The sequence below is a fragment of the Pseudomonas sp. FSL R10-1339 genome (assembly GCF_009600545.1).
Taxonomy (GTDB): domain Bacteria; phylum Pseudomonadota; class Gammaproteobacteria; order Pseudomonadales; family Pseudomonadaceae; genus Aquipseudomonas; species Aquipseudomonas bubulae.
Genome location: NZ_WIVQ01000005.1, coordinates 84,823 through 110,719 on the forward strand (window position 1 = coordinate 84,823; position 25,897 = coordinate 110,719).

Below are 25,897 nucleotides of genomic sequence, written 5' to 3' on the forward strand. Positions count from 1 at the left end.
ACGACGCGGTATCAGTAATGAGTAAATCGGATGCGTTTCTCCAGGCAGGGAAAACCGCGGTGTTGCAGAACATTCACGGCACCATGCAATTCTTGCAGCGATTCCCGCCCTTCAACCAAATGGAAAACACTCACCTGGCGTACCTGGTCGAGCAGTGCCAACTGCGCTTCTATGCCCCGGGCGAAAGCATCATCCGACCCACCGACGGGCCGGTGGAGCACTTCTATATCGTCAAGCAGGGCCGAGTGGTGGGCGAGCGCACCCACGCCGGTCGCGAAGAAGCCCAGACCACCTTCGAGATCACCGCCGGCGAATGCTTCCCCCTGGCCGCGCTGCTGGGCGAGCGCGCCACCCGCACCGAACACCGGGCCGCCGAAGATACGTTCTGCCTGCAACTGAACAAAACCGCGTTTATCAAACTGTTTGGCCTGTCCGACGAATTTCGCGACTTTGCCTTGCGCGGCGTCAGCAGCCTGCTGGACAAGGTCAATCAGCAGGTGCAGCAAAAAGCCGCTGAAACTCTCGGCACCCAGTACTCGCTCAACACCCGTCTGGGTGAACTGGCCATGCGTCATCCCGTGACCTGCGCGCCTCAGGTTGCACTGCGTGAAGCCGTGCGTCTGATGCACGAACAGCAGGTGGGCAGCATTGTGGTGGTCGACGAGTTCAAGGCCCCGCTGGGGATTTTCACCCTGCGCGACCTGCGTCAGGTCGTTGCCAATGGCATTGAGGATTTCGACCAGGCCATCGACCTGCACATGACCCCCGGGCCGTTCTACCTGAGCCCCGATCACAGCGCTTTCGACGCTGCAATCGCCATGACCCAGCGGCATATTGCCCACGTGTGCCTGGTTAAAGATCAACGCCTGTGTGGGGTTGTTTCCGAGCGTGACCTGTTTTCGCTGCAACGGGTCGACCTGGTGCATCTGGCACGTACCATCCGCCATGCTCCACGGCTGGAAACCCTGATCAGCCTGCGCGGCGAAATCGGCCAGCTGGTTGAGCGCATGCTGGCCCACGGCGCATCTTCCACGCAAATCACCCATATCATCACCCAACTGAACGATCACACCGTCTGCCGGGTGATTGAACTGGTGCTGGCTGACAAGGGTGACCCCGGCGTGCCGTTTACCTGGCTGTGTTTTGGCAGCGAAGGACGGAGCGAACAAACCCTGCACACCGACCAGGACAACGGCATCCTGTTCGAGGCCAGGGACGCTGCCGAGGCCGCCGACATTCGCCAGCGCCTGCTGCCCATCGCCCAGCAGATCAACCAGCACCTGGCGGCCTGCGGCTTTACCCTGTGCAAGGGCAATATCATGGCCGGCAACCCCGACCTGTGCTTGTCCCGTACCGAATGGGCGCGGCGCTTTGCGGCGTTTATTCGTGAAGCGACCCCGGAAAATCTGCTGGCCTCCACCATCTACTTCGACCTGCGCGTGGTCTGGGGCGATGAACAGGGCTGCGCGCAACTACGTCGCGGCATCCTTGAGCAAGTGGCCGACAACCGCCTGTTCCAGCGCATGATGGCCGACAACGCCCTGCGTCACCGGCCGCCGGTGGGGCGCTTTCGCGAGTTTGTGCTGGAGCGCAAAGGCAGTGACAAGGCCACCCTCGACCTCAAGGTGCAGGGCCTTACGCCCTTTGTCGACGGGGCTCGCTTGCTGGCACTGGCCAACGGTGTAGAAGCCAACAATACCCTTGAGCGCTTGCGCCAACTGGTTGCTCTCGACGTGATCGAACCGTTGGACGGCGGTGCCTACGAAGAGGCTTACCACTTTATCCAGCAAACCCGCATGCAGCAGCACCAGTTGCAAACCCGGGAAAATCGCCCGTACTCCAATCGCGTCGACCCGGACAACCTCAACCAGCTGGATCGCCGTATCCTGCGTGAAGCCCTGCGCCAGGCCCAGCGCCTGCAAAGCAGCCTGGCCCTGCGGTATCAGCTATGAGCCTGTTGTCCTGGCTGTTACCCCGCAAAAAACCGCTGCTAAGCCTTGAGCAACAGCAACGCCTGCTGCAATTGCCGTCCGCCACCGCCTTGAGCAATGTGCCATTGCGCAGTCAGCGTTGGGTGGTGGTAGACCTGGAAACCAGCGGTCTTAATCTCAACCGCGATCAAGTGTTGTCGATTGGCGCAGTAGTGATTGAAGACGGCGCCATTGACTTGAGCCAGGCCTTTGAGCGCACCCTGCTGCGCCCCGACCACCCCCTGAGCCCCAGCATGCTGCTGCATGAACTGGGACCTGCCGCCATTGCCGCCGGCAGCGACCCGGTGGATGCGCTGCTGGATTTCATGGACTTTGTCGGCGATAGCCCGGTACTGGCCTTCCATGCACCATTTGACCAGCACATGCTCACCCGAGCCCTCAAGGACAGCCTGGGCTATCGGTTGCAGCATCCGTTTATGGATGTGGCCGCACTGGCACCGATGCTCTGCCCGCAGTTCAACCCGCGCCAGGCAGGGCTTGATCACTGGATCAACCACTTCAACCTGCAGGTTGAAGACCGTCACAACGCCAGTGCAGACGCGCTGGCCACGGCCGAGCTGGCACTGATCCTGTTCAGCCGTGCCAGCGTCCAGGGCATCGACAGCCCCCTGGCCTTGCAACAGCGGCTTAACCAGTGGCAGCGACGCAAGCAGATTCACGGCTTTTAATCTGTGGGAGGGGTCTTGCTCGTGATTCATGCGACGCGGCTCATCAGGCGAAACGCGGCGATCCCATCGCGAGCAAGCCCGCTCCCACAATAACGACCCTCCCCCGCTTATATGTCATCCGATGAGCGTCAATTGCGTAGGATCACTCCCTCTGCCACAATCGCGAATAATTATCGTTAGTTAAAACTTGCAGTCGGTGATGCTCTTGTCGTCAGTCCAAACCCCCCACAGTGAGCTGGTTGGAGCGCTTTATCGCGACCATCGCGGCTGGCTGCTGGCGTGGTTACGGCGCAACGTAGCCTGCCCGCAGCGGGCAGAGGACCTCAGCCAGGACACTTTTGTACGCCTGCTTGGCCGTACCGAACTGCAAGCCCCGCGCGAACCCCGGGCCTTTCTGGCGGCCATCGCCAAAGGCCTGCTGTTCGACTATTTTCGCCGCGCCGCCCTGGAGCAGGCCTGGCTCAACGAGTTGATGCTGATCCCCGAAGCCGAGCACCCCTCGCCCGAGGCCCAGCAGTTGATCCTCGAAGACCTGCGAGCCATCGACCGCATGTTGGCCAAACTGTCGAGCAAGTCGCGTGCGGCCTTCCTGCACAGTCGGCTCGACGGCATGACCCACGGCGAAATCGCCGAACGCCTGGGCGTATCGGTGCCCCGTGTACGTCAATACCTGGCCCAGGGCATCCGCCAGTGCTACATCGCCCTGTATGGTGAGCCGACATGAGCCAGGCCAACGGCAAACCTGTCTCGGCCCAGGTGCTGGACGCCGCCATCGCCTGGCAACTGTGCCTGGATTGCGGCAACGGCAGCGCCGTGGAACAGGCCGAGTTCGCCAAGTGGTACAGCGCCAGCGAAGAACACGCCCGGGCCTGGTTACAACTGGGCATGCTCGACCAGCGCTTCAGCAATACCGGCATCCCGGCACGCAACGCCCTGCTCAATGCGCGCAATGGCGTGCAGCAGCAGGCGCGCAAGATCGGCAGCGGCCTGGCGAGTATCGCCCTGGTGTGCGGGCTGGCCCTGTTTGCCGGCAAGAACTACTTGCCCATCGATTACTGGATGGCCGACCAGCGCACTGCCACCGGTGAACAGCGCCAGATGCGCCTGGCCGACGGCACGTTGCTCAACCTCAATACCCACAGTGCAGTCGATGTACGTTTTGACAACAGCACCCGGCGCATCATCCTGCAAGAAGGCGAGATCATGGTCGAAACCGGCCACGGCGACCCTCGCCCGTTTATCGTACAAACCCGCGATGGCAGCTTGCTGGCCCTTGGCACCCGGTTCATGGTCAAACGCGAAGACGACGGCACGCGCCTGAGCGTGCTGCAATCGCGTGTCCAGGCCCATCCAGAAGATAGCGTCGAACAGACCATCTACAGCGAAGGGCAGCAAGTGCTGATGCACCGTGACCGTCTGGGCCAGATGTATGCAGTGAGTCCCGGGGCCGACGCCTGGACACGGGGCATGCTGGTACTGGACAACGTGCGCCTGGGCGACATGGTTGGCGAACTCAACCGCTATCACCGTGGCCACCTGGGTGTAGCCCCCGAAGTGGCCGACCTGCGCATCACTGGCAGCTTCCCGCTGAACAACGTCGAACTGGCGCTCAACGCCCTGTTGCCGACCTTGCCGGTGCAAATCGAACAGCGCACCCCGTGGTGGGTCACTGTCAGCGCCAGGCCTGCGGCGAACTGAATCTAAATTATTTTCAATAAGCCCTATCACTTTTCAAATCTCGTGCGGCAGATAGGCATTGAGAAACATTTCCATTCAGGAACCCGCCGAATGTCCCGCACCCTCGACACGTTTTTGCGCCCCAGCCTGTTGGCTGTTGCCATTGCCCTTGGCGCTCCGCTGGCCAGCACCACGCTGATTGCCGCCGAACAGGCATCCTCTGCGCGCAGCTACAACCTGCCCGCCGGCCCATTGGCGGCCACCCTGAACCAGATCGCCAGCCAGGCTGGCATCACCCTGGCCATCGACTCGTCCTTGCTGGCAGGCAAAACCTCGGCGCCGGTCAACGGCACATTTGAAGCCACGACTGCGTTGCGTGAGGCGTTGCAGGGGAGCGGTTTGCAGCTGCAAAGCAGTGGTAACGGTGCTTTCACCCTGATGCCTGTCGTTGAAGGCGCCCTGACTCTGGGCGACGTCAATATCAACGGCGCTGCTGTTGCCGAGGGCTCGGAAGCGGCGGGTTACGTCAGCGAAAATTTGAATAATGTCGGTGCACTGGGCGGGATGAAACTGCAAGACACGCCCTACTCCATGAGCGTTACCTCTCAGGCATTGCTCAAAAACATCCAGGCCACCTCACTGGATGACGTGTTCAAGCGCAACCCGTTCACCCAGATGTTCTCGCCGACCGGCGCGGGATATGCCAGCGCAGTCAACATTCGCGGTTTCAGCGGCGCGGGCAACCTGAATATCGCGAATGACGGGTTGCGTTTCAGCACCCTGGCCGATGCGGGCAACTTTCTGGAAGAAACCGAGCAACTGGAAGTCATCACCGGTCTCACCGGCTTTCTGTATGGCCCCGCTACGCCCGGAGGCCTGGCCAACTATGTTCTGAAGCGGCCAACTTACGAGAACTATCGCAGCGTTACTTTGGGCAATGCGGGTGGCGAAAACTATTACCTGCATGGCGACTTTGGCGGCAAGATCGACGACGAAGGCAAATTTGCCTATCGCCTGAACCTGCTCACCCAGGATGGCGAAACTGCCATCGACATGCAGAAACGCCGTCGCGAGCTGATCAGCCTGGCCGTGGACTGGAATGTCAGCGACGACCTGCAAATCCAGTTCGATGCATCGCACAAGAAAACCGAAATCCGCGGGTTGACCAGCTACTGGTACTTCGGAGATCAGGCCCTGCGGCCACGCGCCTCGCAGCTCGACAACGACAAGCTGTACAGCCAGAAGTGGTCATTTTCGGATAACGAAACCGACAAGGGTGGCGTGCGGGCCAAGTGGCGCCTGAACGACACCTTCACCCTGCGCGGTGCCTTTGCTACCCAGAAGTTCACCGAAGAAAACACCTACACCGGTCCAACCGTGTATAGCCCGGGGGTCTACACCCAACCGCTGTACGCCTTTGCTCCCATTGAGCACGTAGAAAACTCGGCCTACCTGTTTCTAGATGCCGCGTTCGCGACCGGTTCAATTGGCCACAAGATGACCATGGGTTATCAGGGTAATGACTCGCGCATCCGTCAGTACGAAGACCATGTACCCAGCTCTCCGCCGCAATACGTCGACGTAGGCGGCGGCGCATTGCCGTTTGGCAGCAGCGAACAGGTCGGCAAACCCAGCTACTCGATTGGCAATGGCAACCAGCGCTTGGCAAGTACCTCCCAGTCCAATAATTTCCTGATCGGCGATGTCATCACCTTCAACGATCAATGGTCGAGCATCCTCGGTGTGACCCGCACCCAGATCAAGTCTTACGCCAATGACTTCATCTACTCCAACCCGGCTAAGAAAACCCGCTACGACGAGAGTAAAACCTCGCCCAGCGTTTCGCTTATCTACAAGCCCGTACCTTGGCTGACCACCTATGCCACTTACATCGAAGGCCTGCAAGCAGGCGGAACAGCGCCGTACAACGCAGTCAACGCCGGGCAAATCTTCGCGCCGCAAGTCAGCAAGCAATATGAAATCGGCGCCAAAGCCACTGTAGGCGACGCGCTGCTGACCCTGGCCCTGTTCAACATTGAAAAACCTAACGGCTTTCTCAGCGAAGGATTGATTTACACCGAGAGTGGCAAACAGGTTAACAACGGCCTGGAATTCAGCGTGACCGGAAAAGTCACACCGGAGCTGACCGTAGTGGGCGGTTTCACCCTGCTTGATCCAAAGGTCAAAGACGCCGACAACAAGGCCAACGACGGCAATGCCCCGGTCGACGTTGCCAAGCAACTGGCCAAGGTTTACGCCGAGTACGACATAAATGCCTTGCCTGGTTTGGCCCTGACCGGCGGGGCGTTCTACACCGGCAGACAGTACACCGACGTGAGCAACGACTACGAATTGCCATCGTTCACCACCTTTGATGCCGGTGCGCGCTACCGCATGAAAGTGTCGGAAAACGACCTGACCCTGCGCATGAACGTCAGCAACCTGGCCAACAAGGATTACTGGCTCAACAGCCACTATCTGGGCGATCCGCGCACCGTGCAGTTCTCGGCGCAGCTGGAGTTCTAACCCGCTTGTATTGAAAAATACTCCCCCTGTGGGAGCGGGCTTGCCCGCGATGCAGACAACTCGGTGCAACTGCAAAAACGAGTTGATGCCATCGCGAGCAAGCCCGCTCCCACAGGGGGTTTACGCATTCAGGATTTTCATGAAAAGCAAAACCATCCGCCGCTGGTCCTTTATCCACACCTGGACCAGCCTGATTTGCACTGCGTTCTTGCTGATGCTGGCACTGACCGGCCTGCCGTTGATTTTTCATCATGAAATCGACCATCTGCTAGGCGATGCGCCGCAGGTCAAAACCCTGCCTGCCGATACCCCAACCCTCGACCTGCAACAACTGGTGCGCGCCGCCGAAGCTCATCGCCCGGGCGAGGTCATGCAGTATTTCGGCTGGGACGAAGACGAACCCAATGCCGTCCTGACCATCATGGCACCCACCGCCGGCACCGAACCCAATTCCTCCCACACCTTTATGCTCGATGCGCGCACGGGCGAAGCCATAGAGGTGCCGTCAGCCAATGGCGGACTCATGATGGTCATGCTGCGCCTGCATGTGGACATGTTCGCCGGGCTGCCCGGCAAGCTGCTACTGGCCTTTATGGGCCTGCTGTTTGTATTGGCCATCATCTCCGGCACAGTGCTGTACCTGCCTTTTATGCGCCGCCATGAATTCGCTACCGTGCGCACCGACAAATCCAAACGCCTGCGCTGGCTCGACCTGCACAACCTGATTGGCGCCGTGACCCTGACCTGGGCCCTGGTGGTAGGGGTGACCGGCGTTATCAGTGCCTGTGCTGACCTGATCATTGCCGCATGGCGCAATGACAGCCTCAGCGCCATGATCGAACCCTACCGCGATGCTCCGCCACTGACCCGTCTTGCCCCGGCCAGCCAGTTGCTGGAGATCGCAGCCAAAGCCGCGCCCGGCATGCGCCCGGACTTTATCGCCTTCCCCGGTACACGGTTCTCCAGCGAGCACCATTACGCGGTCTTTATGAAAGGCAGCACGCACCTGACTTCTCACCTGCTGACCCCGGTATTGATCGATGCCAGTACCCTGGAGGTCACCGCAGTGGCCGGGCGCCCGTGGTACATGGACGCTATGGGCATGTCGCAACCGCTGCACTTCGGCGATTACGGCGGCATGCCGATGAAAATTCTCTGGGCGGCTCTCGACGTGCTGACCATTGTGGTGCTCGGCAGCGGACTCTACCTGTGGTGGGTGCGCCGCCGAGCGGCCAGGGAGAGCGCACGATGAGGCCCCGTCAGTCGAACTTCTGGAAAGTGTTTTCCATCCCGCTGGCGATTGGCCTGGTCAGCGTGATGGGCTTGTTCAGTGCGCTATTGGGTGACGAGGCGTGGGATGTATTGAGCTGGATTGGCTTGGGTATTCCTGTGTGGATCAGTGTGCGCGGGTTGCTCAAGTGACCCTCACCCTAGCCCTCTCCCGGAGGGAGAGGGCTGCAACTGACACCCACAAAAAAGCCCGCATCGCTGCGGGCTTTTTAGTACGCGCCGGTCTTAGTTGACCTTGGCGTTCAGCTCACCTTTGAGGTAACGCTGGTACATGGCTTCGAGGGAGATCGGCTTGATCTTCGAAGCATTACCGGCAGTACCGAAGGCTTCGTAACGGGCAATACACACGTCACGCATGGCCGTTACAGTGGCGCCGAAGAACTTGCGCGGGTCAAACTCGCTCGGGTTGGTTGCCATCAGGCGACGCATCGCGCCAGTCGATGCCAGACGCAGGTCGGTGTCGATGTTGACCTTGCGCACGCCGTGCTTGATGCCTTCAACGATTTCTTCTACCGGCACACCGTAGGTTTCTTTGATGTCGCCGCCGAACTCGTTGATGATCGCCAGCCACTCTTGTGGAACAGAGGACGAACCGTGCATCACCAGGTGAGTGTTCGGAATGCGCTTGTGGATCTCTTTGATACGGTCGATTGCCAGTACGTCGCCAGTCGGTGGCTTGGTGAACTTGTAAGCGCCGTGGGAAGTACCGATGGCAATTGCCAGGGCATCTACCTGGGTGCGCTTGACGAAGTCAGCCGCTTCTTCCGGGTCGGTCAGCATCTGGCTGTGATCCAGAACGCCTTCTGCACCGATGCCGTCTTCTTCGCCAGCCATACCGGTTTCCAGCGAACCCAGGCAGCCCAGCTCGCCTTCAACCGATACGCCGCAAGCGTGCGCCAGGGCAACGGTTTGCTGAGTCACGCGAACGTTGTAGTCGTAGTCGGTCGGGGTCTTGCCGTCTTCACCCAGCGAGCCGTCCATCATCACCGAGCTGAAGCCCAGCTGGATCGAGCGCTGGCACACGTCAGGGCTGGTGCCGTGGTCCTGGTGCATGCACACCGGGATATGCGGAAATTCTTCGATTGCAGCCAGGATCAGGTGACGCAGGAAAGGAGCACCCGCGTACTTGCGCGCACCGGCCGAGGCCTGAACGATCACCGGGGAGTCGGTCTTGTCAGCGGCTTCCATAATGGCGCGCATCTGCTCAAGGTTGTTTACGTTGAAGGCTGGAACGCCGTAGCCGAATTCGGCGGCGTGGTCCAACATCTGGCGCATGCTGATAAGTGCCATTGTGTGTGTCTCTCCCGGACAAGGGTCGTTAATCGTGCAAGCCTGCCGTAGCGGCGGCTGCTATTCAAGTTATTGCAGATCGGGGGTTTGCCCCGATATGGCCAATGCGATTTAGCTGAAACGTTACAGCTTCAGCTATAGCTATGCGGCCCATTGGGTGGGCCGCATTTCAAATCATGGGCACCCGCGCTCTTGTGAAGGCTTGGGCGACTCGTATTTTTCCAGCGCCTCGGGCCCTGAGCGTTTATTGACCAGCGGCACGCTTTGCGCCTGCCAGTCAGCCTGGTAACAACCACTCTCTTCAGGGGTTGCAGCCTCGGGCACCGACTCGCTCGAGCCGGCGCAACCGGCCAAAAAGCCCGCGATCATCAACAGCGGTAACAACTTGACCATGTCCATGCTTCCTTTCAGGGCCTGAAACACCTTCAGGCTTTGGCGCGGCTTTCCAGGATTTCAACGGCAGGCAGTACCTTGCCTTCGACGAACTCCAGGAATGCACCACCGCCGGTGGAGATGTAGGAGATTTGATCAGCAATGCCGTATTTGTCGATCGCCGCCAGAGTGTCGCCGCCACCCGCAATCGAGAACGCTGCGCTGTCGGCAATGGCCCGGGCCAGAACCTTGGTGCCGTTGCCGAACTGGTCGAACTCGAACACGCCAACCGGACCGTTCCACAGGATAGTCTTCGAAGACTTGAGCAGCTCGGCGAAATGCGCAGCAGTTTGCGGGCCGATATCCAGGATCATGTCGTCAGCAGCCACGTCGGCAATCAGCTTGACGGTGGCAGCGGCACTTTCAGCGAACTCTTTGGCCACGACTACGTCGGTAGGCAGGGGCACGTTGACCTTGGCAGCGATGGCGCGAGCGGTTTCCAGCAGATCGGGCTCGTACAGCGACTTGCCCACCGGGTGACCGGCAGCGGCCAGGAAAGTGTTGGCGATACCGCCACCCACGATCAGCAGATCGCAGATCTGGCTCAGGCTGTTGAGCACTTCAAGCTTGGTCGACACCTTGGAGCCGGCAACAATGGCCGCCATTGGCTTGGCCGGGGCGCCCAGGGCCTTGCCCAGTGCTTCCAGTTCAGCAGCCAGCAAAGGGCCTGCGGCTGCAACCTTGGCAAACTTGGCCACGCCGTGGGTCGAGCCTTCGGCGCGGTGAGCGGTGCCGAAAGCGTCCATCACAAACACGTCGCACAGGGCGGCGTATTGCTTGGCCAGTTCGTCGGCGTTTTTCTTTTCGTCCTTGTTGAAGCGCACGTTCTCGAACAGCACGATGTCGCCGGCTTTGACGTCGACACCATTGAGGTAATCGCTGACCAGTGGCACTTCACGGCCCAGGGCCTTGCTCAGGTATTCGGCTACAGGCTTGAGGCTGTTTTCAGCCGAAAACTCACCTTCAGTCGGACGTCCCAGGTGCGAGCAGACCATAACCGCCGCGCCTTTTTCCAACGCCAGCTTGATGGTCGGCAGCGAAGCGAGGATACGCGCATCGCTGGTGACTACACCGTCCTTGACTGGGACGTTGAGGTCTTCGCGGATCAGTACGCGTTTACCTTGCAGATCGAGGTCGGTCATCTTCAACACGGTCATGGGTCGCAATTCCTGAGTTTCTAATGTTAGAGAACGGATTTTGGGTGGGTAACGTGCAAGTAATGCTCTGCCACATCGATCATTCGATTGGCAAAACCCCATTCGTTATCGAACCAGGCCAGCAGGTTCACCAGCCGGGGGCCGGAAACGCGGGTTTGGCTGGCATCGACAATGGCCGAATGAGGGTCATGATTGAAATCACAGCTGGCGTGCGGCAGCTCGGTGTAGGCCAGCAAGCCTTTGAGCGGGCCGCTGGTGGCAGCCTCGCGCAGCAGGCGGTTCACTTCTGCGGCATCGGTATCCCGGGCCGTGGTCAGGGTGATGTCCAGGCACGACACGTTCAAGGTCGGCACCCGTACTGCTTTGGCCTGAATTCGGCCGGCAAGTTCCGGCAACAGGCGCTCAATGCCTTTGGCCAGGCCGGTCGATACCGGAATCACCGACTGAAAGGCCGAGCGAGTACGTCGCAGGTCTTCATGATGGTAGGCATCGATGACCGGCTGATCGTTCATCGCCGAGTGAATCGTGGTGATCGACACGTACTCCAGGCCAAGCGCCTGATCCAGCAGACGCAACAGCGGTACGCCGCAATTGGTGGTGCAGGAAGCGTTGGACACCAGGCGCTCTTCGCCCGTCAGGCTGTGCTGATTGACGCCGTAGACAATGGTGGCGTCGACATCGGCGTCGCTGGCCATCGGTTGCGAAAAAAGTACGGCGGGAGCCCCGGCATCCAGAAAGCGCTGGCCGTCGGCACGGGTGTTGTAGACACCGGAACATTCCAGCACCAGGTCAATGCCCAGCGCGGCCCAGTCGATCCCTTCGGGGGTGGCACTGCGGAACACTTTCACGCAGTCGCCATTGATATGCAGGCAGTCGCCTTCGATCCGTATCTCGCCGGGAAACCGGCCATGGGTGGAGTCGAAGCGCGTCAAATATTCGAGACTGGCCATATCGGCCAAATCATTGAGTGCAACAATTTCAAACCCGGCAGAAGCCCCTCGCTCGAACAACGCACGCAAGACACAACGACCAATCCGGCCGTAGCCGTTGAGTGCAACTTTGTAGGGACGCGGTTGAGGCATGGGGTTCTCGATTACCAAGGTGAATCCTTCACCACTACTATTTCGCGAGCAGGCTCGCTCCCACAGGGATCTACATAGCCCATGTGGGAGCGAGCCTGCTCGCGAATAAGGCAGCCACTTTGTTACTTAGTCTTCCAGCAGCTCGTCAGCCTGACCCAGGATGTTTTCCAGGGTGAAGCCGAACTCCTCGAACAAGGCAGGCGCAGGCGCCGACTCGCCGTAGGTGGTCATGCCGATCACGCGGCCTTCCAGGCCCACGTACTTGTACCAGTAGTCAGCGTGGGAGGCTTCGATCGCGATACGGGCGCTCACCTGCAGCGGCAGAACCGACTGCTTGTAGCCCGCATCTTGAGCTTCGTACACGCTGGTGCATGGCATCGACACCACACGAACCTTGCGGCCCTGCTCGGTCAGTTTTTCCCAGGCCTGAACAGCCAGGCCCACTTCGGAACCGGCCGAGATCAGGATCAGCTCAGGCTCGCCTGCGCAGTCCTTGAGCACGTAGCCACCACGGTTGATATCGGCAATCTGGCCGGCATCACGGTTCTGGTGGTTGAGGTTCTGACGCGAGAAGATCAACGCGGACGGGCCGTCGTTGCGCTCCAGGGCGTATTTCCAGGCAGCTGCGGATTCCACCGCATCGGCCGGGCGCCAGGTGTCCAGGTTCGGCGTAGTACGCAGGCTGGTCAGCTGTTCGATCGGCTGGTGAGTCGGGCCGTCTTCGCCCAGACCGATGGAGTCGTGGGTGAACACATAGATCACGCGCTGTTTCATCAGGGCCGACATGCGGATGGCGTTGCGGGCGTATTCCATGAACATCAGGAAGGTTGCACCGTAAGGCACCAGGCCGCCGTGCAGGGCAACGCCGTTCATGATGGCGCTCATGCCGAACTCACGTACACCGTAGTACACGTAGTTGCCGCTGGCGTCTTCAGCCGAAACACCTTTGCAACCTTTCCACAGGGTCAGGTTGGAGCCGGCCAGGTCAGCGGAGCCGCCCAGTAGCTCAGGCAGCAACGGGCCGAAGGCATTCAGCGCGTTCTGGCTGGCTTTACGGCTGGCGATGGTTTCGCCTTTGGCCGCGACTTCAGCGATGTAGGCGTTGGCCTTGGCATCGAAGTCAGCTGGCAGCTTGCCGCTCAGGCGACGGGACAGCTCGGCGGCCAGCTCAGGGAACTCGGCAGCGTAGGCAGCGAAGCGCTTGTCCCACTCGGACTCAACCGCAGCACCGACTTCCTTGGCATCCCATTCGGCGTAGATATCAGCCGGGATTTCAAATGGACCGTGGTTCCAGTTCAGGGCCTTGCGGGTCAGGGCGATTTCATCGTTGCCCAGTGGAGCACCGTGGCAGTCTTCTTTGCCCTGCTTGTTCGGCGAACCGAAACCGATGGTGGTCTTGCAGCAGATCAGCGTTGGCTGGTCGCTTTTGCGTGCGGTTTCGATCGCGGTCTTGATTTCTTCCGGGTCGTGACCGTCAACGTTACGGATCACTTGCCAGTTGTAGGCTTCGAAACGCTTTGGCGTATCGTCGGTAAACCAGCCTTCAACTTCGCCATCGATGGAGATGCCGTTGTCATCGTAGAAAGCGATCAGTTTGCTCAGGCCCAGGGTGCCGGCCAGCGAGCCAACTTCGTGGGAAATGCCTTCCATCATGCAGCCATCACCCAGGAACACGTAGGTGTGGTGATCGACAACGTTATGGCCAGGACGGTTGAACTGCGCGCCCATGACTTTTTCGGCCAGGGCAAAGCCCACAGCGTTGGCCAGGCCCTGACCCAACGGGCCAGTGGTGGTTTCAACGCCCGGCGTGTAGCCCAGCTCCGGGTGGCCCGGGGTGCGGCTGTGCAGCTGGCGGAAGTTTTTCAGGTCGTCGATCGACAGGTCATAGCCGGTCAGGTGCAACAACGAGTAGATCAGCATCGAACCGTGGCCGTTGGACAGCACGAAGCGGTCACGGTCAGCGAACGAAGGATTGCTCGGGTTGTGCTTCAGATAATCGCGCCACAGTACTTCGGCGATATCCGCCATACCCATAGGGGCACCTGGATGACCGCTGTTGGCTTTTTGCACGGCATCCATGCTGAGTGCACGAATGGCGTTGGCACGCTCACGACGGCTGGGCATCGCTGTTCTCCTGGGTATTGGAAGTTAAATCGAAACGGAAAAAAGGCGAGCATTTTCCCTCACCCACCCCCTCGGGGCAATGACAGATAGTCAGCTGAAACGTTTTTCCTTTGTTCAGGCAGGCAATCTGTTAAGGATCGGACATTTCATTTCGTTAATAAGCACATTCAACCCGACAAACGTGCCATTTATCGACCAATATCAAAAAGTTTTGATATTGAACTTGCGGGGGCTTGAGCGGGTAACTAGACTGCGGCCCCATGAACTTACGCGTGCCTTCAATCCGCCATGACGATTGCGACGAGCTCTCCGCCCTGTGCAAGGCTGGAGGCGACCCGCTGCGACTCAATGTGCTGCGCGCGTTGGCCAATGATTCGTTTGGTGTGCTGGAACTGACACAGATTTTCGCCACCGGGCAGTCCGGCATGAGCCACCACCTCAAGGTGCTGTCCCAGGCACGGCTGGTTGCAACCCGGCGCGAAGGCAACGCGATTTTTTATCGCCGCGCCCTGCCCCATACCGAACAACTGGGCGGCAAATTGCATGCAGCACTGCTGGAAGAGGTCGATAACCTGGCCTTGCCCGCCGATGTACAGGCGCGCATCAGCGCCGTACACGGCCAACGTGCAGCCGCCAGTCAGGACTTTTTCTCACGCATAGCCGAGAAATTTCGCGCTCAACAGGATTTGATCGCCGGCTTGCCGCAATACCGTGACAGTGTTTTAACCCTGCTCGACAAACTGAGCTTCGGCCCGGGGGCCACAGCCCTGGAAGTCGGCCCCGGCGATGGCAGCTTCTTGCCCGACCTGGCTCGTCGTTTCCATCAGGTCACGGCGCTGGACAACAGCCCGGTGATGCTGGAGCTGGCCCGCCAGTTGTGTGAACGCGAGTCACTGAACAACGTCAGCCTGATCCTGGCCGACGCGCTGCATGAAGCACCGATCCAGGTCGATTGCGTGGTCGTGAACATGGTCTTGCACCATTTCGCTGCACCGGCCGAAGCACTCAGGCAACTGGCGACCTTGCTGCAACCGGGCGGTAGCCTGCTGGTAACAGAGTTGTGCAGCCATAATCAGGCGTGGGCCCGCGAGGCTTGCGGTGATTTATGGCTGGGTTTTGAACAAGATGATCTGGCCCGTTGGGCCACCGCTGCGGGACTCGTTCCCGGGGAAAGCCTCTATGTAGGCTTACGTAATGGTTTCCAGCTTCAGGTCCGCCACTTTCAGCGGCCAGCTGGCGACACTCACCATCGGTAAATATTAGGAAACCGTCGAGATGAGCGAATACTCCCTTTTCACCTCCGAGTCCGTGTCTGAAGGGCATCCGGACAAAATCGCCGACCAGATTTCTGACGCGGTGCTGGACGCCATCATTGCTGAAGACAAGTTCGCCCGTGTGGCGTGCGAGACTCTGGTGAAAACCGGCGTAGCAATCATCGCCGGCGAAGTCACCACTTCGGCCTGGGTTGACCTGGAGCAGATCGTTCGTGACGTGATCACCGACATCGGTTACACCAGCTCCGACGTCGGCTTCGACGGTGCTACCTGCGGCGTGATGAACATCATCGGCAAGCAGTCTCCTGACATCAACCAGGGTGTAGACCGCGCCAAGCCTGAAGATCAGGGCGCCGGCGACCAGGGCCTGATGTTCGGCTACGCCAGCAACGAAACCGACGTGCTGATGCCGGCACCGATCACCTTCTCTCACCAGTTGGTACAGCGCCAGGCAGAAGCCCGCAAATCCGGCCTGCTGCCGTGGCTGCGCCCGGACGCCAAGTCCCAGGTCACTTGCCGTTACGAAGGCGGAAAGGTTGTGGCCATCGACGCCATCGTGCTGTCGACCCAGCACAACCCGGAAGTGTCGAACAAAGACCTGCGCGAAGGCGTCATGGAGCTGATCGTCAAGCACGTGCTGCCTGCTGATCTGTTGCACAAAGACACCCAGTTCCACATCAACCCTACTGGCCAGTTCATCATCGGTGGCCCGGTTGGCGACTGCGGCCTGACCGGTCGCAAGATCATCGTTGACACCTACGGCGGCATGGCCCGTCACGGCGGCGGCGCGTTCTCGGGTAAAGATCCATCCAAGGTTGACCGTTCGGCGGCCTACGCCGGTCGTTACGTGGCCAAGAACATCGTGGCTGCCGGCCTGGCTGAGCGTTGCGAGATCCAGGTTTCCTACGCAATCGGCGTCGCTCAACCGACTTCGATTTCGTTGAATACTTTCGGCACTGGCAAAATTTCCGACGACAAGATCATCAAGCTGGTGCGTGAGGTGTTCGACTTGCGTCCATACGCCATCACCAAGATGCTTGATCTGCTGCACCCGATGTACCAGGAAACTGCAGCATACGGTCACTTCGGCCGTATCCCGCAGACCAAAACGGTTGGCGACGATACCTTCACCACGTTCACGTGGGAGCGTACCGACCGCGCTGAAGAACTGCGTACTGCCGCTGGTTTGTAAGTAAGCCTGCTGCACCAAAAGCCCCGGACAGGCGACTGTTCGGGGCTTTTTGCTGCTGGCGGGCATCGCGCAACGGATTGCTTGCGTACGGATGCTGCTAACATCCACGGTTTCGAACCGCCGAACGACGCTTGTGCAGCGTTCTTTCGACCTTATTTAATTGTCATCTTTGGTCATGGAGCTATTTATGAAATTACTTTCACCGCTCGCCCTGTTTACTGTCTGCGGCCTGTTGGCTGCCCCGCTGATGGCCGCCGACACAGCGCCTGAACTGACCGGCTGTGCTGCCAAGAAGCAGGCCATCACCCTGCAACTTGAGCAAGCGCGCGCCCACGGCAACAGCAACCAGGTAGCAGGCCTGGAAAAAGCCCTGAGCGAAGTTGAAGCCCATTGCACCGACGCGGGCCTGCGCAAGGAACGCGAAAACAAGGTGCTGGAAGCCAAACACGAAGTCAGCAAGCGCCAGGCAGATCTGGACAAGGCCATGAAGAAAGGCGACCCGGAAAAAATCGACAAGCGCAAAAACAAGCTGGCCGAATCGCGCAAAGAGTTGCAGGAAGCGCTGGATCAGCTGGACAAGTAATACGCCCTGTAGGAGCGGGCTTGCTCGCGATGGGATCGCTGCGGTCTGCCTGACAGATCGCGTCGCCTGCATCGCGAGCAAGCCCGCTCCCACAGCAGGTGGGTACCGGCTCAACTTTACTCAGTGATTCCTGAATGCCTTGTGGCACGCACTGCAGGTGTCTTCGACCTTCTGCACCGCAGGCATCAGGTTACTGGCCTTGTAGGGTTGCACCTGGCTGGCGATAACCAGCTCACCCGTAGCAGCCTCCAACTGCCGCGCCAACTCCTGAAAACGTGCCTGCTTTTGCCAGACGTCATCAGTAGCGCTGGTTTGATCGCTCTCCTTTACTTGAGGGAAATGCTTCCACGGCTCGTAAGCCAACGCATCCAACTTGATAGCGCCTTCGGTAAAGCGCGGACCATCGAACGGAATTCGACCCCGCAACATGCCGCCCAGATCTTCACTGGTCTTTAGCATTTGCTTGAAAATCGCTTTACGCTGGCCCAGCGGCGAATCGGGATCAACCCCGCCACACGCCGTCAGCGTCAGGCAGGCCAGCACTACAACAGTCAATCGTTTAAGAATCATGGTGGCTTCAGGTCACGGAAATCGGCCGCCAGTATCCTCGTGTCACCCGTAAAGACCAATACCCTTATTAAATATACGGGTTGCCTTGAAGGCCATCAGTCCTCGGCAGCCGTTAAGGAACAGCGTCAATGAACATATTTTTCAAACCACTGGCCTGGGCGCTGCCCGTTGTCTTGCTCCTGGCCGGGTGCAACGGCACCGACAAGGACGCGGACAAAAATGCCGCAAAACCTGAACCTCACACGACCTACAGCAAAGCCGACTGGAGTGCGCTGCCTGAAGTGACAGGCAATGACCTGCAAAGCGGCTTCGCTTCATGGCGCAGCGCCTGCACCCGTCTCAAGGCCGACGCCAACTGGGGGACGGTATGCAGCGACGCTGCGGCCCTGCCTGCCAGCCCCAGCGTGGCTGAAATCAGCAATTTCCTGCAAACCCACCTCGACGTTTACAGCTTGCGTTCGGCCGAAGGCAGCAGCGACGGCCTGATCACCGGTTACTACGAACCCGTTTACCCGGGCAGCCTCAAGCCCACCCAGGCGGCCAATGTGCCGATCTACGGCGTACCGTCTGATCTGATCGTGGTCAACCTGGACAGCATTTACCCCGAGCTCAAAGGCAAACGCCTGCGCGGTCGCCTCGAAGGCCGTGTACTGAAGCCTTATGACACAGCCGAAACCATCAACAGCAACGGCCTGAATGCTCCGGTACTGGCGTGGCTGACCGATCCGATGGATCTGCAATTCCTGCAGATCCAGGGCTCTGGCCGGGTCCAGCTGGACAATGGCCGTCAGCTGCGCATTGGCTATGCCGACCAGAACGGCCACCCGTACAAACCGATTGGCCGCTGGCTGGTCGAGCAAGGCGAGCTGAAAAAAGAAGACGTGACCATGGGCACCATTCACGCCTGGGCCATGGCCAACCCGCAGCGTGTCCACGAGATGCTTGCCAGCAACCCGAGCTATGTATTTTTCACCCAGAACGCCGACAGCAACGAAGGCCCGCGCGGCTCGCTGAACGTGCCGCTGACGGCGGGTTACAGCGTGGCCGTGGACCGCAAGGTAATCCCGCTGGGCAGCCTGTTGTGGTTATCGACCACCCAGGCCGACGGCCAGCCCATCGTGCGCCCGGTTGCCGCCCAGGACACCGGCGGCGCCATTGCCGGCGAAGTGCGGGCCGACTTCTTTGTCGGTACGGGCCCCGAGGCAGGGCAAATTGCAGGCGACATGAAACAGAAGGGTAATATCTGGCTGCTGTGGCCTAAAGGGGCGGCGTTGCCGTTGTAACTGCCCTTGTGGGAGCGAGCCTGCTCGCGATGGCATCACTGCGGCGCATCAGGTAAACCGCATCGCCGACATCGCGAGCAAGCCCGCTCCCACAGGCAGTGTGGTGATTGCGTTACATCGACACAAAAAAGAAGCTGACCACCAGCCCCATGCCGATAAACCACACGATGGAACGCAGCATCGCCCAGTCAGCCAGGTAGCAGATGATGTAGAGCATGCGACTGGTAATAAACAGCACCGCCAGCACGTCAATGGTCACCGGCTGGGCGTTGCCGACGATATCGGCAATGATCACCGCCGCGGCAAAAGCCGGGGTCACTTCAAAGCTGTTGAGCTGGGCACTGTGGGCACGCTTGGCAAACCCTTGCAGGCCGTCAAGAAACGTACGCGGATCATGGTTTTGCCTGGGCCCGAACTTGCCGTCACTGAACTTGGCAAAGGCGGTACACACATAGGTCAAACAGAAGGCAATCAGCACACACCAGAAAGCAACCGTCATTGGAATTTCCTTTTTAGAGTTTCATCACGAGCATGCCGATCAGCACCAGCCCACAGGCTAAGAGCCTCGGTCCGCCGAAAGGTTCTTTGAGGTAACGCATACCGAACAGCACCACCAGAATCACACTGACTTCACGCAGCGCCGCCGCCTCGGCAATCGAGCCCAGTTGCATGGCCCACAGCACCAGCGCATAGCTGGCCAGCACGCAAACCCCCACCGCCACGCCCAATCGCCATTGTGTACGCCAGAACAGCGCAAACGCGGCACGCTTGCGGGTAACCGCCAGCAACGGAAACGGCCAGGCGCTGAGCAGCGTGACCCACACCAGGTAATCCAGCGGGTGCGACCAGCGGCGGATAGCCTGGCCATCCAGGAAGGTATAGCAACCAATGCACAGGCCGATCAGCGCCACGACCGGCAGCATCGACCAGGGCAGGCGATCACCGCCACCGCCCTGCCACAACAGGCAGGCCATGCCGCACGGGATCAGCAAAATACCGATAATCTGCTGCCCGGTCAGCACTTCTCCGGCAAAGGTCAGGGTCAGCGCCAGCACCACCAATGGCGACAGCCCGCGCATCAGCGGGTACACCAGACCCAGATCCCCCACCCGATACGCGCGGATCAGCAGCACCCGGTACACCAGCTCGAAAAATACCGACGCCAGGATCCACGGCCAGATATCCGCCGGTGGCCATTGCGCAAACCCCACCAGCACCGCCACCACCACCAGCGCCACCGTGTCCATGCAGGCGATCACCAGCAAGCGCTCACCGCTGAACTTGATCAGGGTGTTCCAGATCGCGTGCAATACCGCCGCGACCAACACCAACACCGTTGCCAGCACCGCAGACTCCTTATTGTTATCAACCTGCGACTGCCGCAAGCGCCACCATGCAACCTCAGTGCAGCATTGTGGTCAATGACCTCGCACTTCGCGTCCGTTTGCCACACCCCCGGGATGTGCCCCTGACGCCCGTTTTTGCATCCAAACATGACCCGAACCCATCGGATTTCCATTCACTCTCGCCACCACAGGATCCCGGATGCTTGAGCTTGTTGCTGCGTTTATCTGCCTGACCTCACTACTGACTTATGTGAACTTCCGCTTTATCGGCCTGCCGCCGACGATTGGCGTGATGGTCACCGCCCTGATGTTTTCCCTGCTGTTGCAAGGCTTGAGCTTTCTCGGTTACCCCGGGCTGGAAGAGCGCGTGCAAGAGCTGATCGGCCAGATCGACTTCGGCGACCTGCTGATGAACTGGATGCTGTCGTTCCTGCTGTTTGCCGGCGCCCTGCATGTGAATTTCAACGACGTGCGCAGCTATCGCTGGCCCATTGGTTTGCTGGCCACGGTCGGCGTATTGATCGCCACTACGGTGATCGGCAGCCTCGCGTACTGGATTTTCGGCCTCTTCGGCTGGCATATCAGCTTCCTGTACTGCCTGCTGTTTGGTGCACTGATCTCCCCCACCGATCCGATTGCCGTGCTCGGCGTGCTGCGTACGGCCAATGCCTCCAAGCCACTGAAAACCACCATCGTCGGTGAGTCGCTGTTCAATGACGGCACCGCCGTTGTGGTGTTCACCGTGCTGTTGGGCATCGTGCAACTGGGCGAAACACCTAGCCTGAGCGCCACGGCCATGCTGTTCGCCCACGAAGCCATTGGCGGCGTGGTGTTCGGCGGCCTGATCGGTTACCTGGTGTACCGCATGATCAAGAGCATCGAGCAATACCAGATCGAAGTGATGCTGACCCTGGCCCTGGTGATTGGCGGCTCGGCCATGGCCAGTGAGCTGCATGTATCGGCGCCGATTGCGATGGTGGTCGCCGGTTTGATCATCGGCAACCTGGGCCGCAACAAGGCCATGAACGAGATGACCCGTCGCTACATGGACGGTTTTTGGGAGCTGCTGGATGACATGCTCAATGCGCTGCTGTTTGCGCTGATCGGCATGGAACTCTTGCTGCTGCCGTTCTCGTGGCTGCATCTGCTGGCTGCCAGTGGTTTGGCCGTGGCCATTTTGCTGTCGCGCCTGCTGACTGTGGCCCCGGCCATTGTCTTGCTGCGCCGCTGGCGCACCGTGCCGCGCGGCACTATCCGTATCCTCACCTGGGGCGGCTTGCGCGGTGGTGTTTCGGTGGCGCTGGCCCTGGCCTTGCCGCTGGGCCCGGAGCGCGACCTGATCCTGAGTATCACTTATATCGTGGTGCTGTCCTCGATCCTGTTCCAGGGCCTGACCATCGGCAAACTGGTCAAGCATGTGACCAAGGATGCGCCGGTGGAGGCTGAGCAGGCGCACTGACACTCACATTTCCTGTGGGAGCGGGCTTGCCCGCGATGGCATCTACTCGGTCTGTCAAAGAGACCGAGCCGCCTGTATCGCGAGCAAGCCCGCTCCCACAAAGATTGCTGCCGCTTGCATCCTCCCGGCGATTTCCTCCGCCTTGGCTACACTCACTTTCCGTGATGCCCTCGGGCATGAATCGCTAAGGAGAAAGGGATGAGTACTTCTGCAGCCTACGCACCGCCCAGGCGCCAACTGGGTGCCCATATCATGATCATCGCGGCTCTGGCTGCCCTGGCCATTACGGCAGGGCGGTTCTTTATGCCATTGTCCGGTGTGACGGGTTCCGGCGGGGCAATGACCACTATGTTTGCCGAACTGGTGCTGTTTGTCCTGGGCGTACTGCTGCTCAAGACCGGGGCAGGAGGCTTGCGCAACTTCGTCCTGTTTCTGGGCTGGGCCGGTGCGATAGGCACCATTTTTGCCGCCAGCCTGCTGCATGGTTGGTGGACAGTGATTGCCCTGCTGGTCTACGCCGTGGGTGTTGTCATTGTAACCTTTGGCCCCAAGCCAGCAAGGAGCGCGATATGAACGGGATCAAGAAGCACATTTTGACAGCACCGGCGCTGTGCCTGCTCGCCGGGGTATCCAACGCTTACGCCCAGGACACCTACACCGTACCGCCACCGTTGCTGGCACCGTCGAGCATCTCTGCCGAAAACGCCAGAATCCCGATCCCCAGCGGCAAGGAATGGGACAGCTTCCACGGCCAGCTCAGCTCGCAGAAGTACTCGCCCTCACCCAGATCAACAAGGACAACGTCGGTAAACTGACCAAAGTCTGGCAGTACTTCACCGGCGACATGTCCACCGGCACCGGCAAAATTCCGCCGTCGGTGTGGTCCGCAACGCCCATTTTCGCCAATGACACACTCTACGTCGGCACGCCGTTCTACCGGATCATTGCCCTTGAGCCCGAGACCGGCAAAGAGAAGTGGACCTACGACACCAAATCGCCCCTGGTGGCCGAAACCCAGCCCGCGCTTAAATCACGCGGTGTGGCCTACTGGCAGGAAAAAAACCCGCAAGCGGGCGTGGCCTGCCAGAAGGTCGTGTACCTGGGCAATATGACCGCACAGCTGTACGCGGTGGATGCCGATACCGGCAAACCCTGCGAAGGCTTCGGCAAAAATGGTGTGGTGGACGTCAACCAGTGGAACAAGGTCAACGCCAAGTGGCCACTTTCCCAGCTGCAACCCCCCACCGTTATTGGCGACAAGCTGATCGTGGGCTGGGCCGGCAAAGACTGGGAATACGAAGTTGAATCACCGGGCTCGCTGTTTGCCCTCAATGCCCGCACCGGTGAGCTGGAATGGGAATTCAAGCCGATCCCGGATGAAGAAGCTGGCAAAACCGGTACCGCCAACATCTGGACCGCGATGTCTTATGACCCGGCTCTGGGCTTGCTGTACATCCCCGTGTCCTCACCGTCACCCAACTACTGGGGCGGCAACCGGACCAAACCGATTCCTCTGGGAACCTCCACCACTGCGCTGGATATCAATACCGGCAAGGTCGTCTGGTCTCGTCAGTGGGTTCACCATGACTTGTGGGACTACGACATCAACTCGGCGCCAACGCTGATGGATATCACCGTCGATGGCAAGCCTGTAGCGGCATTGGTACAAGCGACCAAAATGGGCTTCCTGTTTACCGTCGACCGCCGTACCGGTGAAGACGTGTGGCCGATCGAAGAGCGCCCGGTGCCCAAAGGCGACGCCGACGGCGAAGTCTACTCACCGACCCAACCGTTCCCGACCAAACCTGCGCCGCTGCTGGATCAGTCGAAAAAACCAGCCATCTGGAAAATCGCCGATATCGTCGGTTTCGGCCAGTGCAGCAAAATGTGGGACGGCCTGGAATACAACGACATGTACTCACCGCCTTCGACCAAAGGCAACGGCGTCCTGGCTTACCCGGACAGTGCCGGTGGCGTGCAATGGGGCGGTGTCGCGTTTGACCCGGTGAGTCAGGTGGCGATCGTCAACACCTCGCACATCGTGCAGATGATCAAGCTGTGGGATCGCGCTTCCTACGACAAGCAGCCTAAAGACTCCGGCAACGAAAACGGCTTCTACCCACAGATCGGCGCGCCTTACGGCATGAGTTTGCTGAACGCGCAAAACTGGGCAGGCATGCCGTGCTGGGCACCACCTTTCGGTGAAATCGTGGCAATCAACATGAACACCGGTGACGTGAAATGGCGTCGGCCGATGGGTGCCGTGCAGCAGTGGGGCTGGTACATGCCTGAAAGCATGGGCTCACCGACCATTGGTGGCCCGGCAGTAACGGCCGGTGGCGTGGTGTTTATCGGTGCCTCGATGGATGCCAAGGTGCGCGCCTACTCCCTGGATGACGGCAAGGAATTGTGGTCGGATATCGTCATGGCCCCTGCCGTGGCCAACCCCGCGATCTATGAATACAAGGGCCGTCAGTATGTGGCGTTTGTAGCGGGGGGCAACTCGATCTTGAAAGATCAGGTAGGTGATCAGGTGGTGGTGTACGCCTTGCCGAAGTAACCCCCCACCCTGTGGGAGCGGGCTTGCTCGCGATGGTAGCGCCGTGGTCACTCAGACAAATCGCGCGGCCATTATCGCGAGCAATCCCGCTCCCACACTGTTAAATCGCGTTATCAACCCGCCAACCGCTGCAACTGTTCGCTGGCACGCTCTGCGAACAGTTGCAGCAACCCTTCCAGCGTATGTACCGGGGCCTCATCGGCCCGGGTCAGCGCATACAGCGTAATCGGTAGTGCGGGGCTCAGAGGCCGGATCACGGTACTCGCCCGTGACGCCCCCAGCGCCGTAAATGGATCGATCACCGCCAACCCGGCCCCCGCCTCCACCATCGCCCGCGCCAGTGAATAGGTTTGTACCGCAATGCTGATACGTGGCGGCGGCTCAACCGATTGCAGGTAGCTGTCCAGCCGTGCAAACAACGGATCGGCACTGCTCAGGCCGATCAAAGGCGCATCCGCCAGATCATCCAGCGCCAGTGGCACACCTTCACTTGCATCAGGCCAGAACCCCCGCGGAGCCAGTGCCACCAATACGCCGTGGGCCAACGCCTGGGCCTTGAGGCCCGGGTGATCGGGCAGTTTGAAGGTCAGGGCTACGTCCAGTTCGCGCATCAACAGGTTCTGGATCAATTCACGTGTATGAGCACTGACCAGCTCACAGTTGATGTCCGGATATCGGTGCTTCCACTCGCTGATCACGGGCGGCAGTAGTGCCAATGCCAAGGCTGGCGTACTGCCAATGCGCAAACGATGCCCCGGCGTACGCCGCAGGCTTTGCGCCAGACGCTGCACCCCTTGCAGGCTCTCGGTCACCTTGTCGACTTCGCGCTCCAGCAATAGCGCTTCCGGGGTGGGCTGCAATTTGCCGCGTACCCGCAGAAACAACGGGAACCCCAGCCGCTGCTCAGCGTGTTGCAGCACCTTGCTCACCGCAGGCTGCGACACATGCAGCAACTGCGCCGCCGCACTGACAGAACCGGTTTGGCGAATCGCCTGAAACACTTCGATATGACGTAAGCGCATGGCAGTAGTCCATAACCTTTGTTTATGGGATGACCATCTTTATTCATTGTTCGCCGCCTGTCACCTGCCCCTAATCTGAAGCCCGAACAACAAGGGTGAGGACTGACATGGCACAGCGAGTTTGCATCATCGGCGGGGGCGTAATCGGGCTGGCTACAGCGTATGCCCTGGTGCGCGACGGCTTTGAAGTGACGGTGATCGAGGCCCGCCCGACCTTGGGCAGCCAGACCAGCTTTGCCAATGGTGGCCAGCTCTCCTACCGCTATGTAGCACCGCTGGCCGATGCCGGCGTGCCGTGGCAAGCGATGGGCTGGATGTTGCGCGGCGACTCGCCCCTCAAGCTGCGCCCGCGCATGGACCCGGCCCAATGG

Annotated in this window: 25 protein-coding genes; 16 read left to right on the top strand and 9 right to left on the bottom strand. The window is 59.8% G+C overall.

All coding sequences use genetic code 11. From position 1 onward, the window contains the following. The first annotated feature begins 17 nt into the window (after positions 1-17). From GHO03_RS03485 to GHO03_RS25065, 7 genes are all read left to right on the top strand, one after another. Entirely contained in the window at positions 18-1,952 is a 1,935-nt protein-coding gene (locus GHO03_RS03485; protein WP_094999900.1) for a putative nucleotidyltransferase substrate binding domain-containing protein, read from the top strand. Further along, positions 1,949-2,659, top strand: coding sequence for a PolC-type DNA polymerase III (locus GHO03_RS03490; protein WP_094999899.1), 711 nt, complete (start codon positions 1,949-1,951; stop codon positions 2,657-2,659). Before GHO03_RS03485 ends, GHO03_RS03490 begins: the two co-directional genes overlap by 4 nt. Positions 2,660-2,858: 199 nt before the next feature. Next, on the top strand, positions 2,859-3,383 hold the full coding sequence (locus GHO03_RS03495) for an RNA polymerase sigma factor (protein WP_165446525.1): 525 nt from the start codon (positions 2,859-2,861) through the stop codon (positions 3,381-3,383). Beyond that, positions 3,380-4,357 carry a FecR domain-containing protein gene (locus GHO03_RS03500; protein WP_094999898.1) on the top strand — a complete coding sequence of 326 codons (978 nt, stop codon included), beginning with the start codon at positions 3,380-3,382 and terminating at the stop codon, positions 4,355-4,357. Before GHO03_RS03495 ends, GHO03_RS03500 begins: the two co-directional genes overlap by 4 nt. A gap of 90 nt (positions 4,358-4,447) precedes the next feature. After that, positions 4,448-6,862 (top strand): TonB-dependent receptor, encoded by a 2,415-nt coding sequence (locus tag GHO03_RS03505; RefSeq protein ID WP_095023261.1) that lies wholly within the window; start codon positions 4,448-4,450, stop codon positions 6,860-6,862. Between the two features lie 139 nt (positions 6,863-7,001). After that, positions 7,002-8,114, top strand: a complete 1,113-nt coding sequence (locus GHO03_RS03510; protein ID WP_095020452.1) for a PepSY domain-containing protein — start codon at positions 7,002-7,004, stop codon at positions 8,112-8,114. Then, positions 8,111-8,284: a hypothetical protein gene (locus GHO03_RS25065; RefSeq protein WP_094999895.1), complete on the top strand. Its 174-nt coding sequence runs from the start codon at positions 8,111-8,113 to the stop codon at positions 8,282-8,284. Before GHO03_RS03510 ends, GHO03_RS25065 begins: the two co-directional genes overlap by 4 nt. Before the next feature lie 93 nt (positions 8,285-8,377). Here the strand turns inward: GHO03_RS25065 and fba are convergent, their stop codons facing one another. The 5 genes from fba to tkt all read right to left on the bottom strand — a co-directional run bounded on the left by fba (position 8,378) and on the right by tkt (position 14,237). Then, positions 8,378-9,442: a class II fructose-bisphosphate aldolase gene (fba, locus tag GHO03_RS03515; protein WP_004419605.1), complete on the bottom strand. Its 1,065-nt coding sequence runs from the start codon at positions 9,440-9,442 to the stop codon at positions 8,378-8,380. Positions 9,443-9,616: 174 nt separating this feature from the next. After that, positions 9,617-9,835: a hypothetical protein gene (locus GHO03_RS03520; RefSeq protein ID WP_094999894.1), complete on the bottom strand. Its 219-nt coding sequence runs from the start codon at positions 9,833-9,835 to the stop codon at positions 9,617-9,619. Between the two features lie 32 nt (positions 9,836-9,867). Then, complete coding sequence (locus GHO03_RS03525; protein WP_153399159.1) at positions 9,868-11,031, bottom strand: phosphoglycerate kinase; 1,164 nt, start codon at positions 11,029-11,031, stop codon at positions 9,868-9,870. A 26-nt stretch (positions 11,032-11,057) separates the two neighbouring features. Then, positions 11,058-12,113, bottom strand: a complete 1,056-nt coding sequence (gene epd, locus GHO03_RS03530) for an erythrose-4-phosphate dehydrogenase (RefSeq protein ID WP_153399161.1) — start codon at positions 12,111-12,113, stop codon at positions 11,058-11,060. Positions 12,114-12,239: 126 nt separating this feature from the next. Then, complete coding sequence (gene tkt, locus GHO03_RS03535; protein WP_095025301.1) at positions 12,240-14,237, bottom strand: transketolase; 1,998 nt, start codon at positions 14,235-14,237, stop codon at positions 12,240-12,242. Between the two features lie 260 nt (positions 14,238-14,497). On the opposite strand from tkt, the gene GHO03_RS03540 reads away from it, so the two are divergent. The 3 genes from GHO03_RS03540 (at position 14,498) to GHO03_RS03550 (ending at position 17,286) form a co-directional block, all read left to right on the top strand. Further along, complete coding sequence (locus GHO03_RS03540; RefSeq protein ID WP_094999890.1) at positions 14,498-15,493, top strand: metalloregulator ArsR/SmtB family transcription factor; 996 nt, start codon at positions 14,498-14,500, stop codon at positions 15,491-15,493. 19 nt (positions 15,494-15,512) lie between these two features. Further along, positions 15,513-16,703, top strand: coding sequence for a methionine adenosyltransferase (metK, locus tag GHO03_RS03545; protein ID WP_094999889.1), 1,191 nt, complete (start codon positions 15,513-15,515; stop codon positions 16,701-16,703). Positions 16,704-16,890: 187 nt separating this feature from the next. After that, positions 16,891-17,286, top strand: coding sequence for a DUF1090 domain-containing protein (locus tag GHO03_RS03550; protein WP_094999888.1), 396 nt, complete (start codon positions 16,891-16,893; stop codon positions 17,284-17,286). A gap of 120 nt (positions 17,287-17,406) precedes the next feature. Here GHO03_RS03550 and GHO03_RS03555 read toward each other — a convergent pair whose 3' ends face one another. Beyond that, positions 17,407-17,856 (bottom strand): cytochrome c, encoded by a 450-nt coding sequence (locus GHO03_RS03555; RefSeq protein ID WP_095020453.1) that lies wholly within the window; start codon positions 17,854-17,856, stop codon positions 17,407-17,409. A gap of 128 nt (positions 17,857-17,984) precedes the next feature. On the opposite strand from GHO03_RS03555, the gene GHO03_RS03560 reads away from it, so the two are divergent. Continuing rightward, entirely contained in the window at positions 17,985-19,139 is a 1,155-nt protein-coding gene (locus GHO03_RS03560; RefSeq protein WP_095025299.1) for a murein transglycosylase A, read from the top strand. A 112-nt stretch (positions 19,140-19,251) separates the two neighbouring features. Here GHO03_RS03560 and GHO03_RS03565 read toward each other — a convergent pair whose 3' ends face one another. Beyond that, positions 19,252-19,638, bottom strand: a complete 387-nt coding sequence (locus tag GHO03_RS03565; protein ID WP_095019477.1) for an MAPEG family protein — start codon at positions 19,636-19,638, stop codon at positions 19,252-19,254. Between the two features lie 13 nt (positions 19,639-19,651). Then, positions 19,652-20,485 (bottom strand): DMT family transporter, encoded by an 834-nt coding sequence (locus GHO03_RS03570; RefSeq protein ID WP_130872146.1) that lies wholly within the window; start codon positions 20,483-20,485, stop codon positions 19,652-19,654. A gap of 199 nt (positions 20,486-20,684) precedes the next feature. On the opposite strand from GHO03_RS03570, the gene GHO03_RS03575 reads away from it, so the two are divergent. The 4 genes from GHO03_RS03575 to GHO03_RS03585 all read left to right on the top strand — a co-directional run bounded on the left by GHO03_RS03575 (position 20,685) and on the right by GHO03_RS03585 (position 24,504). Further along, positions 20,685-21,944 (top strand): sodium:proton antiporter, encoded by a 1,260-nt coding sequence (locus GHO03_RS03575; RefSeq protein WP_083369739.1) that lies wholly within the window; start codon positions 20,685-20,687, stop codon positions 21,942-21,944. Between the two features lie 198 nt (positions 21,945-22,142). Beyond that, positions 22,143-22,517 (top strand): hypothetical protein, encoded by a 375-nt coding sequence (locus tag GHO03_RS03580; protein ID WP_153399165.1) that lies wholly within the window; start codon positions 22,143-22,145, stop codon positions 22,515-22,517. Then, the gene (locus GHO03_RS25480) at positions 22,514-22,759 is read left to right on the top strand and encodes a hypothetical protein (RefSeq protein ID WP_256668384.1); all 246 of its coding nucleotides are present in this window, start codon (positions 22,514-22,516) and stop codon (positions 22,757-22,759) included. Before GHO03_RS03580 ends, GHO03_RS25480 begins: the two co-directional genes overlap by 4 nt. Then, the gene (locus tag GHO03_RS03585) at positions 22,678-24,504 is read left to right on the top strand and encodes a pyrroloquinoline quinone-dependent dehydrogenase (RefSeq protein ID WP_256668385.1); all 1,827 of its coding nucleotides are present in this window, start codon (positions 22,678-22,680) and stop codon (positions 24,502-24,504) included. The genes GHO03_RS25480 and GHO03_RS03585 overlap by 82 nt, the downstream gene beginning before the upstream one ends. A 113-nt stretch (positions 24,505-24,617) precedes the next feature. Here the strand turns inward: GHO03_RS03585 and GHO03_RS03590 are convergent, their stop codons facing one another. Then, positions 24,618-25,526: a LysR family transcriptional regulator gene (locus GHO03_RS03590; protein ID WP_150628469.1), complete on the bottom strand. Its 909-nt coding sequence runs from the start codon at positions 25,524-25,526 to the stop codon at positions 24,618-24,620. 107 nt (positions 25,527-25,633) lie between these two features. On the opposite strand from GHO03_RS03590, the gene GHO03_RS03595 reads away from it, so the two are divergent. Further along, a partial coding sequence (locus tag GHO03_RS03595) for an FAD-dependent oxidoreductase (RefSeq protein ID WP_153399167.1) occupies positions 25,634-25,897 on the top strand: 264 nt, incomplete at its 3' end.